This window comes from Embleya sp. NPDC008237, assembly GCF_042956465.1.
GTDB lineage: Bacteria > Actinomycetota > Actinomycetes > Streptomycetales > Streptomycetaceae > Embleya.
Genome location: NZ_JBIBGL010000011.1, coordinates 46,365 through 61,292 on the forward strand (window position 1 = coordinate 46,365; position 14,928 = coordinate 61,292).

6 protein-coding genes are annotated in these 14,928 nt (G+C 65.4%); 1 reads left to right on the plus strand and 5 read right to left on the minus strand.

The window, feature by feature from the left end; all coding sequences use genetic code 11:
* Positions 1–435: 435 nt before the first annotated feature.
* From drmC to drmD, 5 genes are all read right to left on the minus strand, one after another.
* Positions 436–1,275, minus strand: a complete 840-nt coding sequence (gene drmC / locus ACFZBU_RS27185; RefSeq protein ID WP_391586291.1) for a DISARM system phospholipase D-like protein DrmC — start codon at positions 1,273–1,275, stop codon at positions 436–438.
* Complete coding sequence (gene drmB / locus ACFZBU_RS27190) at positions 1,272–3,140, minus strand: DrmB family protein (protein WP_391586292.1); 1,869 nt, start codon at positions 3,138–3,140, stop codon at positions 1,272–1,274. Before drmB ends, drmC begins: the two co-directional genes overlap by 4 nt.
* Positions 3,137–6,679: a DISARM system helicase DrmA gene (gene drmA, locus ACFZBU_RS27195; RefSeq protein WP_391586293.1), complete on the minus strand. Its 3,543-nt coding sequence runs from the start codon at positions 6,677–6,679 to the stop codon at positions 3,137–3,139. The genes drmB and drmA overlap by 4 nt, the downstream gene beginning before the upstream one ends.
* Positions 6,680–6,799: 120 nt before the next feature.
* Entirely contained in the window at positions 6,800–10,882 is a 4,083-nt protein-coding gene (locus ACFZBU_RS27200) for an Eco57I restriction-modification methylase domain-containing protein (protein ID WP_391586294.1), read from the minus strand.
* Positions 10,882–14,175 (minus strand): DISARM system SNF2-like helicase DrmD, encoded by a 3,294-nt coding sequence (gene drmD / locus ACFZBU_RS27205; RefSeq protein ID WP_391586295.1) that lies wholly within the window; start codon positions 14,173–14,175, stop codon positions 10,882–10,884. Before drmD ends, ACFZBU_RS27200 begins: the two co-directional genes overlap by 1 nt.
* A 270-nt stretch (positions 14,176–14,445) precedes the next feature.
* On the opposite strand from drmD, the gene ACFZBU_RS27210 reads away from it, so the two are divergent.
* Positions 14,446–14,844 (plus strand): hypothetical protein, encoded by a 399-nt coding sequence (locus ACFZBU_RS27210; protein WP_391586296.1) that lies wholly within the window; start codon positions 14,446–14,448, stop codon positions 14,842–14,844.
* The last annotated feature ends 84 nt before the right edge of the window (positions 14,845–14,928 follow it).

Consider the following 14,928-nt stretch of genomic DNA (forward strand, 5'->3'; position numbering starts at 1 on the left):
AGGGTGTGAACCCAACACGCTTTCCAATGGTTCATCTGCCGGTTCAGATAGCCTCGCCGACGTCCTGACCTGCATAGGAGTGCCCAGCCTGTCGACTGGTGAACGCTCCCGTACGGCGGTGAATGCAACCAGAACCGCAACCAGAACCGCAACCAGAACCGGGTCGGAGTGGTTGCAGTTGAGCGGCCTAATGCGGAGCATGAGACGCCCCGCAGGTGCGCTGGTCGACGTTGCTGCCTGCGGTCGCTGTGTGGGTGAACCTGTGCCGGTCGATCCCGAACATGAGCATCGCGGCACCTTCGGACGGGACGGCGCGGGAGGATCCGCAGCTGACACGCCGACGTTCGGAACCAGACGAGCTGGGATCACGCCTCTGTTGAATACCGGGCCGTGCCAGCTACCTCGACATGGCGCACGCCGAACTGGTTGGACTCATCATGGCGCCCATGGCAGTCGGATCAAGGGACCGTTCGCTGAATTCATCAGGGTCCTGAAGTGATCGACGAGACTGGCGACAGCTGTGGGGTCGCGGATGACCGCGCCGATCTCCAGATTGTCGCTGTACGCGTTGTCGGTGAGGTTCGCACTGCCGATCAGAACGGTGCCGCGATCGGCAGCAATGACTTTGGCGTGCATGCTGCCGCGTCGGCCGCCGGGACCCTGGCGCTCATTGTTCGCCCACTGCCAGAGGCGCACATCCGGATGGAAACGCAAATCGTGGAAGGCGGTGCGGCCGTCATCGCCCCCATGCAGTCTGCCGCCGGAGGAGCGTGCGGTCTCAAAGACCAGGTCCACACTGACACCGCGGTCTGCCGCCGCCCTGATCTCGCTGACGATCTCCTGGATGCCGAACGCGGCGTAGCTGGTGACCAGAAGCGTGCTGGTGGCCGCCCGTATCACCTGGATCGCGACGGACGCGGTCAGCCTGATGGGAACCGCGTCGCTCACGGGGCCGGAGACGGCGATTTCGACATGGTGAACGGCCAGGTCCGTCTCGTACCGGGTGCTGGCGGCTTCGAGGGCCAGGGCTAACGCCTGGCCTGGAGGTTGAGGATCACTGGCCTTCCAAGATGCCAACAGCAGCGCAGCACGCGGTGCGAGGCCCGCGCCGGGGTGCGCAGCGACGAGGTGGGACTCGGTCCATGCGTCGGGGTGGCCGACCGTGCGCAAAACCTTGATCCAGGCGGCGAGGTGCGTCTCCGGGAGGCTGGCGACGAGCTCGGAGAGCACTTCGGGCAAGGAGGCCGCGACTTGATGCGTATCGTGGCCGGTCATGTCGTGAAGAACCCGCCTGGTCGACCGCTGAACGTTTCGACGAGTAGTTCACGATCCAGGAAGTGGTTGCCGCGTTCACAGGACGTCTCCGCGGCGAACAGGCAGGCGTGGCAGGCCGCGCCGTGCAGCCGGCCATGGGCGATCGGGTTGTGGTCGGCACACAGCGGATCCGAGCCACACAAGCGCGCGGCTTCGAGCGCTTGCTCGATCAAGGCGCCCAGCCGGTGCTGACCGCCGAGGCTGACCAGGCCGCCGAGGGTTCCCTCGCTGTCGGGGGCTGCGGTGTACAGCAGGATCCCGGCCATTGGGTCGTCCCCGGAGCGGGCGTAGATCCGCTCGCCGATTCCGGAGGCACCGTACCCGCATTCGAGGGCGAACTCGCGGATGAGGACGTGAGCGAAGGTGTGTAGCAACAGGTAACGGATGCCCGGCCAGTCGGCATCGGTTCGGCGTTGGGCGCACCACTTTTGGTGTGCCTCCATCAGAGTGTTGGCGCGCCGGATGACGTTCAGGTCCTGTTCCCAGGTGGCGACCCGCTGCTCGTCGAAACGTAGGAGTATCCCCTCGCCGCGGGTCTCCGCACACGGCACCCAGGTCGGTGCGCCGCTGGACAGGGGTGCGCGGTGCTCCTCCACTACCAGGCCGCCGCTGGTCGCCGAGCCCCATTCCGGTGCATCGATCCGGCTGAACCCGTAGAGGGCTGATACCTCACGCAACCGCTTGACGAGTCGTACTTGGGTCAGCCAATCGCGATGCGCGGTTGGCACGGCTTCGTCACTTACGTTGAAGTCGGGGTGGTTTTGAGGTCGCCCGGTGAACGCGAGCCATTCCGGCCCGGCGATATCCAGCGCGTCGGCATCCTCCGCCTGAGCGGCCTGGTTCGCGTGCTGGTGGCGGACGATTGCGTCCAAGACCTGGTCGGTGCCGAAGCGCTCAAGCTGGGGCCACACGGTTTGGGTGGGCAGGAGCTCGCGCGCGGTCTCCCGGGGCAGCGGTGCCACCACCCGTAGGGCAGCCCAGTGTTCGGACACAGCGCTGTCCACCGGGTCGTCGGCGCGCGGGAGGGAGAAGACCCGCAGTTGCATCGCGAACCAGCCGTTCGTTGCGCCGAGCGCCATGGTGCGGGTCTGTTCGGTGCACGGTTCGAAGGTTCCAAGGTGCGGGTGTCGGCCCCGGCAGGCCGGGAGTACTTGCTCACTGCGCGTCCCGATCGCCTCGGCCATGGACCTGGCATTTACGTCGCAGGAGCATTCGACGAAGATGTTCGCCGCCTCGCCGGTAGTACCGCGCTCGACCAGTTTCAGCGTGTGGTCCGCCCCGTACTGCGCGCCGCGGTGGACGAAGTACATCCAGGGGAAGTCGTCCACGTGTCCGGCCGGGCAGGCGGACACGAACCTGGCCGGCACCGCGGTCGGCCGCTTGCGCCCGGAATCGCGGCACGAGTGTACGTAGCGGGTTTGGTCGGGCGCGAAGTTGTTGGGCAGCAAGTGGAACAACCCGGAGTCGGCCGGGGCGAGCCGGTTGCACCGGTTGTCGGTGCAGCGCAGCCAGCCGGGAAATACCGCTACCGGTACTCCGACCCGAGTCCAGGCTCCGGTGAAATCGGTCGAGTCTTCCGGCGTGTACGGCGGCATGCGCAGGTTCCGCACCTGAGCACCGATCTTGCTGCGCACCGCCGCGAGGAGCCGCTCCTCCGGCACGATCGCGGCTTTGTCCAACTCCCACTCGTCGAGCCCCAGGATCATCACCGAGAGGTTCGGCAGGTCCGCGACCGCGCCGACCCCGTAGGTGTGCAGTAGTTGGCTGGGCCTCAGTTCCCCAACGCGCAACTCACTTGCCCGGGAACCGTCTGCTGCGATGTTCATGCGGGGTCCACTTCGTGTCCGCCATCTTCGGCGTCCGGGTTCTGGCGCGGGAGGAACGGATGCTCGTCATGGTCGTCGGCGCCGCCCGGCGCATTCCGCAGTACCAGCCGAATACCCGGCTCGACTTCGCGCAGCGACGTCGGACAGGTCGTACGCTTCCACGGGCCGGAGTCAGGGCTATGGAGCAGCGCGACGATGTCGTCGGTCTTGCCCTTGGCGTCGAAGGCCAGTCGCGACGCCGGGCGGCGCTGTTCGCGCGCCCACAGGTCCAGGATACTGTCCAGTTCCTCGCGTACCCGCGTCGCCACAGCGCGATCGGTGGCTACGTCGCCCGCACGGCGCTCCAGATAGCGCACGATGTGGTCGGCTTTGCTGCCACGCGTATCGAAGGTCTGCGCGCCGAGGTTGCCGTTGTCTCCAGCCGTCAGGTTGCGGGCCAGCGCCACCAGCACCCCGGTCAGTCCGCGGTCTATGGCGCGTTCCGCGAACGGGGTGACCGAGAGGGCTTCGACGTGCCGGTACACGGTGGCGTGGAAGTGTTCGAAGGTCTCGTAGTGCGACAGGTCCCGCGGGCGGGCCCAGTTGAACACGGTGAAGACCAGGCCTGGGGCGGCCCGGCCGACTCGGCTGGTGGCCTGGATGTACTCGGCGGTGGATTTTGGCTGATTGGCTACGACCATGACCCCGAGGCGGGATACGTCGACGCCGACGGCGATCATGTTCGTGGCTAGCAGCGCGTCGATCGGCGTCAGCTTGTTTGCCCGGGGGAAGGTGTACTCCAGCTGCTCGAGGATGTCTGGGATCTTCTCCGAACTCAGGCGCGAGGTAAGCTCCTCGAGCCTGAGGTCGTAACGCCGCGACAGGCCACGTTCGTTGATGCGCTCCAGACGGGTGGAGACGTCGTCTTCGACCGAAAGGCGCATGCCGCCGAGGTCGCGCAGGCTGTTGAAGTAGCCGACCAGCGTCATGTACGGGTCGGTCACCGAGTTTCGCCCGTACTTTTTGTGTACGGTCTGAGCCGCGGCGAGCACGGCGACGTACACCCGGATCATCGTCGACTTCGTACGCACCCCCTGAGCGCAGATCCCGATGTAGCGACGACCCGGATGCGAATCGGTGGGCCGCTGCCGGGCGAAGAAGCTGTCGTCGATCTCCAGGCCCTGCGGCGGGAAGACCTCCGTACGCCGGTCGAACAGGGCATGGATCTGCCGTTCGGCACGCCGCACGGTGGCTGTCGAGGCGATCACCTTCGGCCGTGCCGACTTGCCCGGCGCGCACTCCCAGGTGGCCAACCGGTCCACGGCGGCCTCGTACAGACCGGTCAGCGAACCGAGTGGACCGGAGATCAGGTGCAGTTCGTCCTGCACGATCAGGTCCGGCGGGCGAAGTTCTGGGGCTGCGGTGAGCGTCGCGGCAGGATGGCGTCCCTCCGCCAGATGCCTGCTGGCTTCCCAGTCCTCATCGGCAATCTGGGCCGTGACGTACCCGTGCCGAGAGCAGCGTCGCGAGGCCCGGCCGAACAAGGCCTGGGTACGTCCGTTCCAGGTCAACTGTGCGAACTTGTCGACGGTTGCGATCACCAGGCTCGGCAGCAGCCGGTAGATCTCCTCGTCAACCACTACGACTGGCAGGCCCTCGCCGTTCGGGTCGCCGCCGCCGAACGGGCAGACGAACAGGTCCGGGCAGCGCAGATACGTGCGGCGAAGGGTCATATCGACGTCAACGTCGCGGCCCTTCTCCAGCTTCGTGCCGCACCACGGGCAACTAGTGAGCTGATATGGGGAGCCGGAGGCCTGCGCTGGCCGGCCACTGGCCCGGCGTACGTCCTTGACCCAATCCTCGGCCTTCTTGGTGGTGTTAGGGCTGACCTTCCCGCCGACCCACAGACCGATCCGAAATGGCACGTTGCCCCATTGCGCTTCGTCCTGGCGGCGCAGCACCTCAGAGGCGCAGATCAGCGCGGTCGCACGTTGGAACTGTTGGATGGTCAGAAGTCGCAGCGTGTACCGCATCAGGACCGCGACCCCGTCGCGCGCATCCAGCCCGCCAAGGTCCGGCCGCAGCCTGCGGATGGCAAGGGTGTATGCGGTCAGGCCAAGGTATGCCTCGGTCTTGCCGCCACCGGTGGGGAACCACAGCAGGTCCGCCACCGCCTCAGCCCCGGTACTTCGTTCCGGGTGTGCCGGATCGGTCAGCGCGGGCAGGTTCAACAACAGGAACGCCAGTTGGAACGGACGCCAAGACCTGTTGTGCGGTCTATCTTCGTCGCTGAACACCACATCGACGTCGAGGGTTTGGTCACGGCGGCGAGTGGCGGCAACCCGTGTGTGGACGCGCTGCAGGTGCATCGCACTGTTCGCGAACCGGAACGCGGCCAGGGCGTGGGGATTTCCGAGTATCAGCTCGATCCCCGCTTCAATCCGGTCGGCCGCCTTCTTCGCCTCGGTCAGCGTGTCCCTTGCCTGATCGGCGTACTCGTCATTGAGGTACTGACCGTCCTGGCCGATCCGTGCCTCGGCCCGCTCGATCCACGCCCGGTAGCCGGCCACCAACGGCTGTAGCCCCGCCCGCAACTGCTGTGGTTCACGCTCGGCGAGCAGCTTCATATCCACCAGCAGGTCGGCCAATTCCGGCAGGTCCGGATCGCTGTCGAACGACGGCGCATCGGTCTGCGCAATGTCATGCGCCGGCGCGGCCATCGTTTGGACCGCAACCGCTGTCATCGGATCGGCTTCACTCGCCGTCGCATGCACCCCAGTCGCGTGCCCGACCACGAACTCGGGGCTGAACCGGTACGCCATCGCCAGCCGACGCTGCTCGCGCCGGTCTGCGCTATCTCCGCCAGAGCCTGGCTCGTGTCGAGGCAGGAAGACCGCCGCACCGTTGACCCCGGCCGCCGCGAGTTCGGCTTGGAACACCCAGTGCAGTGCGGACTTGGAGTCGGTCTCGGTCGCGTTTACCAGGAACAGTGTGACCAGCCAGTCGTGGTGGAAGCGGCGTACTCGCCCACGCAGTACGACGTGCTCGTCCTTGGACTCGTCGTTGGAATCGAGCACCACCGGGTCGACCAGGCCTTCGACCAGCTTGACCTGGACACGGCCGGAGTGCGGCTTGCGCCGCCAGATCAGCTTCTCGACGCTCGGATCCGTCGAGTGCTCACGGACATAGCGCGCCCAGGTCCCGGTCACTTCCAGGTGATCGGTATCCCCACGCACCCGCGCGGTGAACCCGACTGAGGAGGGGCTCAGGCTCGGCACATTAGGTGCATCCGCATCCGGGGACCCCTCGTCCGCACTCTGGTGTTCGCTGTCACCAAGCGAGGCGTCCAGTTCCTCCGGAACGATCGTGGTGCCGTTCGGCGCGAGCCGACCGAGCACGTACCAATCCGTCGGCGCGTCTCGAACCTCTTCCTCATCGCCGCCCACTGGTCCGAGCAGGTCCCGAACCACCAGCTGGGCCAACTCGTCGCGCACCGCGCCCGGACCGGGGACAGCGAGGACGGGACTGCTCGATGTCGCCGACGGGAACTCATCACTCATGCGTCACCACGATAGGGCGCGACACCGACAGGGCGAGTAGATCATCGCCAGGACACGAGCCATACGCGAGCTGGAATCGGTGATCGGCGCTACCAGCGCCGATCACCGACTCGCGGACAGCTAGAACAGTGCGCCATCGGGGGTCTCTGTGGGGGCGGCGATCATCTTGATCTTGGCGCTGCCCTTCTTGTTGTGGAGACCGCGGCGGACTTCGTCGTTATACAGGGCGTGGTTGAGCTCGAGCAGCCGGTCGTTCATCTCGATCTGGACGTCCGGATCAACGGTCCAACGCAGACCATGAGTTGTCTCGTGGAATTCGTAATTCAGATCGAGTGGCGTCCACCCGAACTGCACAGCGAGGGCATGTGCGAGGTAGGACTCGGCGACGGCTTCATCGATCTCGACATGGATCTCACGCAACCGCTGGATATCAGAATCTCGGTTCGCTGGGTTATGGACCTCGTGATATAGATCAGTCATCCCGAGCTGTGGTGTCCGCGCCAGCTGGATGCTTCGACGTTGGGTGTACAGTTCTTTGCCAGCAGTACGGATACGGAAGGTGAGATCCGGCTGTGCGAACGTGTCGAATCCGGCGGAGGGAGTGTACCGCGGGTCCGATTTCATCGTCGACTCACCCTTGACGGTCCACCAGTTGAAGTGCCAAGTACTGGTCAGAAGCGCGAGCATGGCAGCTGAGTCGGATGTGAAGAAAACGACCAGCGAATCGGAGTAGACCTGACCATTCGCGACGATGCTCGGAAGGCCGTACTTGCTGTGGCGGCCAATCACGAGGACGTGGTCATGGTTCGCGATGGCTTGGCGCATCTCAGGGCGCCGCCTGTGATGCTGCCACCAACGTGTGGCCGCTCCCGTGTCAGATGCGGGCGATGGTTGAACACGACTCTCTAGAAGGGCAAACACCTCAGGGAAACCCCGAGCGCTAGCGAGAGACATGTCGTTGAAGTCGATCGCCCAGCGCGTCGCCGACGAGTCTGGGCGATTGTTTACTTCATCGTTGACCAGATAAGGAAAAATGACCTTGGCGTTGCGTTCATTCCTGGTGATCAGAGCTTGTGCCTCTACTGGTTCGAGAAGGAAATCTTTGGCGCTCAATGAGCAGCCTTGAGAGGATTTCCCCGCGAATGAGCTAAGTACACTTGGATTGCCAGAAATCCGCGATGGCCGTGTCAGATTCGGATCGATACCTACTACATTCGTGCCGTCGAGAACAGATTCTTCATTGCCTCCTGTCTTGCCGAGCCAAACCAGCGCAACATGCACTGCCGCCTCACCCGGCCATGGCTGTGACTTGATTGCCCGATAAATTCTTATGCCGCTTTTGACTGCCTGATCGAATCCGACCTGGCGAGTCTCGTTCTGCGCGATGGTCTTAGTTGCGATCATTCCCACACGTCCACGCGGCGCGAGAGCAACTTCCCGCAAGAGGAAGTAGGCAACCAGGTCGGCACGTCCACCCGCTGTAAAACCCCGCGACACGACCTCGCCAACGTAGGCGTGCGCGTCGGTACCAATCCGGCCGCCGAGCATCTTGCCGCCCGAAAACGGTGGGTTCCCGACCACGGCATCAAAGCGAAGGTCGCCGCGAGTGGGGTCGGCAATGATCTCCGGGAATTCAAGTGGCCAGTGAAGCGGACGCAGGGGGACAACGCGGGATCCGCCGCTGGGGCCAAGGAGCCAGCCGTCGATGATGCCGCGGGCCTCGATTTCGGCAGGCTTGTCTCCTAGCAGGGCCTGTTCAACGAGGTCGGCAATGGCAGCGAGTCGGTCTGCGTAGTCCTCATCAGACTTGGCCGTCGCGGTAGACAGCTTCGCTGCAACTACCGCATCCGCCGCAAGCCGTAGCTGATCGGTCAGCGCTTCGGCCTCGGCGAGCTTCGCAGCCTTTGCCTGCGCGTCGCGGATGTCGAAGACCTCGTGTTCCTCGATGTCACGGCGCAGCTCCGCAGCCCGGGAGAGCAACGGTCCGGTGATCTTGTCAATCTCCCCGGTGAGACGGGCATTGAGACGATGGCCTTCACTCGGATTGAGATGGAACGACTCGATCTGATCAGCAGTGAGGCACCCGATCAGCGAGTCGCCACATCGCAGGGCGTGGTCGACGAAGTTGAACGGGCGGCCCTTGGCGAGAGTGACTAGCCAGAGGCTGAGTTTGGCGAGTTCTACGGCCATTTCGTCGATGTCGACGCCGTAGAGGCAGCGGTCGGCGACCAGGCGGCGGGCTTCGAGGAGCAGCGCGTCACGATCCTCTCGTTGTTCCCCGAGGCGTATGTTGACCGCCTTGGGCAAACCGTCGCGCTCCCAAGCCTCGACGACGCGTTCGGATAGGTACCGGCACGCGGACACTAGGAAGGCCCCGGAACCCATCGCGGGGTCAAGGATCTTGAGCGCCAGGAGTTCCGCAGCCGAACGCACTTCCCACGTGGCGGGCTGCATGCCATTGGATGGCCGGGGGATGCCATCCGGGGATCCGGGTGAAAAGCACAGCGGGTCGAGCGTGTGCAGAACGACCTCTTCGGCGAGGGCACGTGGGGTGTAGTGCGTACCCTGGTCGCGCCGGTCGCCGACCTGGGTGACGATGACGGTCCCAGCAGGGTGGACGATCGGCTCTTCGCGCAAGTCGGAGCGCAGCAAACCAAAGAACGGCCGGACACGGGCGGCAAGTTCTGGATCGTTGTCGCAGGCTGCGTCGAGCTTGCCGACATCGGTGCTCGTCGGTTCGATTACGAGTGCCGACGCGAACTGTCCTGGTGTCAGCCCCGCTGCCTTGACCAGTTCGGCTTGGAGGCGCCCGGTGGCCTGCCAGGCTTCGAGGTCGGTGAGTTTGGCGTCGAGGCCGGCTTTGCCCTTGAGCCCGAGGCGCGTCTCTTCGAGTCGGAGAGCGGAGTGTTCGAGGAGGCCCTCGTAGACGTGGCCGATTTGTTCGACGTCGAGGCCCTTGTACGACAGACGTTCCGTCGAGGTGACCTTGCCGGACGGCGAGGTGCGCTTGAGCTTGATGAGCGCGTCGAGCATGGCGTAGGCGACGCGGTCTGTGACCTTCAGCCGTTCCAGCCATGGGAACCGAGCCGGATCGAACAGCGATCCGCCATACGCCGGGATCCACATATCCGGGTGCCGAGCGCCGCCGTGGATGGCCCTGAACGTGGCAAGCAATGTAGGCCAGGCGGCCTGCCCGCGGTCCGCGATGGTCGCGTCGTCCTGGTCGAGTCGGTCATAGAGCTTCGCGACCGAGTAGGAGTCCGCGTACAACTCGTCGTCGGCGGGCAACAGGCTCTGTTCCTCGGCGTAGAGGAGGAAGACGATGCGCATCATCACGGTCAGCGTGGCGCGGTAGACGGTGCGCGGGGCTACGCCGTCCAGGACAGCGCCGTCGGCCTCCCGATCGAGGCGGGACAATTCCGCGACGAGCAGTTCGACGGCTGCGCGGACCTGCTTGCCGAGCGTCTTGGTGACGGCGGTGGTGTCGTCGGCGGTACGGGTGAACAGGGCGGCCAGGGAGTCAGTGTCCTTGCCCTCGCGGTCCCTCGGCGCGATCGCGGCACAGCGGATACCCAACAGCGAGGCGAAGGCTCGCAGAAGTAGCTGTTCTTCGGACCAGGTGTCCGCGTCGAAGACCGCGACGGAGGTCGGTGTGGTGGGTCGAGCATGGACGAGGACCCACTGGCGGCCGTTGCTGAGCAATGCAAGCGGAACGGCGCGACGGCGGCACAGCTCGGCAGCCTGCTCGGCCAGCGACGGCATGCCCTTTCGCGCACGGGTGAGGGATTCCTCCCAAGGCCGCCGGTAGATCAGGGCGCGTTCGGCCGCACCCGGTAGGCCGCTGGTCGGGTCGGCCGGGCCCATCAGCAGGGCGTCGGGAGTTGTGCCTGGACTTTGGGTCAGTTCGCTGGGCAGCATCGAGCCCTGACGCAGCGCTTGGCTCTGGTAGCCGAGCAGTTCCTCCAGCACCAGATGCTGCCAGGCGGAGCACAAGGTCGCCGGATCAGCCTGTAGCTCGGCCCACGCCTGGCGGATGCGGGCGCGCAGCGCGGTCTCTACGACGCCAAGACCCTGGGGGAACGCTTCGGCGAGGATCTTCGCGGAGAGGAAGGGGCCTTCCGGGCGCAGCAGGTTGAGCCATTCGGCGTGCTGGTCAATGGGGGCCTGCTGGCCCGACTTCGGGAAGCGGGTACGTGGCGGCATCAGCGTCCTGCTTGGGTTGACGTAGCGCCCACGGTCAAGGATACGGGGACGAGGAAGGTGACTGCGACGGGGAAGCGGCGGGCGACTGGATTGGCGTAGCGGTGGCGCAGCGCGGCTGCCTCGGAATCGCGCTGCGCCGGGATGGCGGCGAGTCGTTCTTCCAGCTCTGTGTGGTTCTTTCTGAGCTGCGCGCGTTCCGGATCTGTGAAATCCGTGAACAGCGACTCCTGCTGCCAGTGCGGGTCCGAGTTCAGCGACTCGAGGATGTTGCGTTCGAGTTCGGTCAGAACCGCCTGCATCGCCGTGACATCCTCCTCGCAACGCTTGTCCAGGACTTTGCCCTGCTTGCGTGCGATCTTGTTGGACTGACTCGCCAAGGCCTTACCGAGCGGGGCCTCCACCACTCCCCACATTCCGGCAAGCCGGTCGAGGAGTTCGAGTGGCGGCGCGTCCTGCGACGCGGCAGCGAGCCAGCGTTCCAGAACCTCAGGGTGCTTCTCCACGGTCAGCTTGCCGTGTTCGATCAAGCCGCCGGCCAAGGCGATCTCCTCGTGCAGGCGCACACCGCGGTTTCCGGTGATCACGACGCGGCCGTGCGCGATCACCGCCGGGTTGCGCAGCAGGTCGCCGGGCACGATCCGCGCGGTGACACGGGTCAGGTGAGCACCGCGCTCGTCCTGGGACCACAGTTCGGCACGCAGCAAGCGCAGGCACAGGTCGACCAGGCGGTGGTTCAGGTGCAGCAGTACTACGTCAGTGCGTCCGGCGTAGTACTGGTCGAAGGTGACCGGGCGCTCCTTGTCGCTCACCGGGTGGCGTAGGCCGTCGTTGCGGGCCTGTGCCCATCCCTCCTTCAGATTCGGGAGCTTGAAGCAGCGTGCCTTGACACCTTTGGGCGAAGGCGTGTCGATCAAGTCCTTGTTGTGGGCCAGGCGCAGGGCGGTACGCACTACTCGCTCGATGGTCTCCGGGTTCAGGTTCAGCTCGGTTCGGGTCTGGGTGAGCTGCTCCTGCGCCTGCTGCAGGTCGTGCGCCAGATTCCGTTCGATCTTGAGTACGGCCTTGCCGGCCAGGCTCTTGATCTCTTTGTCGGTGGTCTGCCAACTGGAGCGCTTGCCGAGCATCTTCTGCTCGACCTGGCTGGCGATCACCTCTCCCGCGCTGCCGAGGTCAGTGCGGATCTGGTCGACCTTGCGTACTGCAACACCGAGGAACGCCATGGCGTCCTCCAAGGTTCCCTCGGCGAAGCCGGTGTCCTCCTCGCGGTTCCCGTCCCACCCCTGGGGTACGAAGTGCACAATCTCGACCTTCGAGGCGGTCTGACCGTGTCGGTCCACCCGGCCGTTGCGCTGCTCGAGCCGGTTCGGGTTCCACGGGATCTCCCAGTGCAGTACCCGGTGGCAGTGGTTCTGCAGGTTGATACCCTCGCTCGCGGAGTCGGTGGCGAGCAGGATCCGTACCGGGGCGACCTCGGGGTCGTCCTGGAAGACGTTCTTGATCAGCTCCCGTTCGTCGCGGTCCTGTCCGCCGTAGAGCTGTGCAATGGACTCGCTCGGGACCCCGGCGCTGATCAGTCTTTCGTGCAGCCAGCGTTGGGTGTCGCGGTACTCGGTGAATACGATGACCCGGTCGCCATCCCAGCCGCCCTGCATCCCGCCGGGACCGTTGCGCTGCACGATGCCTCGCAGCCAGTCGAGGAACGCGGTGAACTTACTGTCGGCCCTGTCCGAGTTGCGCAACCCCCAGTCACGTAGTTCCTCAAGCAGCTTCTGCTCGGCGGAGGAAAGGGGCGGGGCGAACCGGCGGGCGGTAGCAAGAGCCTCCTGCGCCGCATCCTCGAAGGCGGCATCGTCCTCGGCCGTCTCATCCAGCTGATCGATCATCCTGGCGAGAATCTTCTCCGCCGCTGAGTAGGCACTGCGGTCGTAGTCCCGCTCAGCTTCGTTGTGTCGCTCCCGTGCGCGCATCGTCGTCAGGTGCGCCTCCACCGTGTTGGCGAACGCCTTCGGGCTGGACAGGAAGCGGCGCTTGAGCAAGGTGACGACGAAGTCCGCGGCCCGGCTCGGTGCGATGCCGTGCAGCGCGACCTGCCCGGAGATCGTCTCTCTGCGCGACTGCGCGTACTGATCGAGTTTCGCGTACGCGTCGCGCGTAGCGGCGTCGTAGGCGACCTCCAGGGGATGCCCGAGATCCCGTTCCGGGAATCGTGGGCTGCCGTCCCAGTTCGGCGGCAGCTCCCTCTTCAGCCGCCGCACCATCACCTGTGCCTTGGCTTCCTCCGAGGGCTCCAGAGTGCGGGCGAAGCGGTGGCTGTCGAGCAGTGCCAGCAACGCGGTGAAGGATTCCAGGTAGCCGTTGTGCGGGGTCGCGGACAGGAACAGCCGGTGCTCGGTGTGCGGGGCAAGCGTCTTGATGGCAGTCGTGCGCTGCGAATCGACCGCGTACTTCCCGGTGCCCGAGGGTGCGCAGGTGTGCACCTCGTCGACGACGAGGAGGTCGAACGTGCGGGGATACTGGGGCACGGTCGGCAGAACCGAGCGCAGCAGCGCCAGGGGCCGCTCCCGCTTGAGCCAGTCGATTGAGACGATCAGCCGCGGGTAATGCGTCCATGGGTTCGCGTACAGGCCACGTGACCTCCGCAGTTCCTTCAGCAGCTCCGCATCCACAATCTTGAAGAGGAGGCCGAACTTGTCCCGCATCTCATCGCGCCACTGCAAGGTGAGCGATGCCGGGCACACGATCAGCATCGTGCGCGCCCGGTGACGCAGCATCAGCTCCTGCATCACCAGGCCCGCCTCGATGGTCTTGCCGAGACCGACATCATCTGCGATAAGCAAATTCGTGCGAGGCATCTGCAGCGCCCGCACCACCGGGTCGAGCTGGTAGTCCTCCGGCTTGACCCCGGACCGGAACGGCGCCTGCAACAGCGTCTTGTCCGCCGTCGCCACCGAGCCCCAGCGCACCGCATCCAGGAATGCGTCCAGCTTCGCTGGGTCATCGAATCCACGCTCGGGGGTGGGCAGGGCGTGCTGTTCGCGGGCCGTCGCACCGGGCTCAAGTTCCCACAGGACGCGCAGTTCCTCGTTGCCGGCATCGCCGTCCACGGACACCAGGGAGACCAGGTGTTGCGCTTCGGCGAGCAGCGGGCTACCCGGCTGCTCGACCGCGATCGAGGAGCGTTCCACCGCCGTCGCTACCCAGTTTCGGTTGCGCACCGTAACCAGCTGACCGACGGTCGGCACTGTCGCGTCCTGCACGAACGGGTCTGTCTCGTTGAGCTCGTCGGCACTCACCCGTGTCAACTTCTACCCCCGGATCGCGTGTCGTTGCCTGAGTATCGTGTCACGAATCCGACGCCTTCCCGAGGTTCAATTGAGTGATGAGCGCGCCTCGAAGCCGTTGCTCTATTTCGCCCTCGAAGCGCTGTACGTGACGGTGGCCAGCGGCGAGACGCAGCCAGCGCCACCGGATACCGGCTTGAAGTCACTCGGACACATCGTCAGTCCGCGAAGCAGTTGAGGCGAACCAGTCCAGGTACCCTTGCCCCTGGTCAGGTTGGCGGCGTGGTCGAGACGCTGAGCACGACTCGCGAGTCCGTCCGCGCGGGTGAGGATCTCTGCGGCTCCCCAGGTGCGGGTGGCTGCGATGCGCTGGTTCATCGCGAGGTGTCTGCTGGCCAGGAGGTCCTGCTTGCGCCGAGGACCACCCGGTACTCAACGTGGAGATCGCCCACATTCCAGGTCACAGATCTGCGCCGTCGCCGCCTTCCCGATGAGGACACCGTACGGATGCTGGTCTACGCGGCGGACCGGCTGGGTCACCTTGAGGACAGCGCGAGTGAGCTCCGCAAGGCGACCAAGACCTTGGCGCCTTTGGCGGACCAGGCCAGTGAATGGCAAAGGGCGGCTCGTGCCACTCACGAGGCTGCCGACGCCATGCTCGAAGCCAAGCACGCCCGCTGACACACGTCCTGCTCTCGACTGCCTAACTAGGCAGGGGACTCGAGTGAGGTGAGGAGTTTGTGGAGTCCGGGGACGACTTGGCTG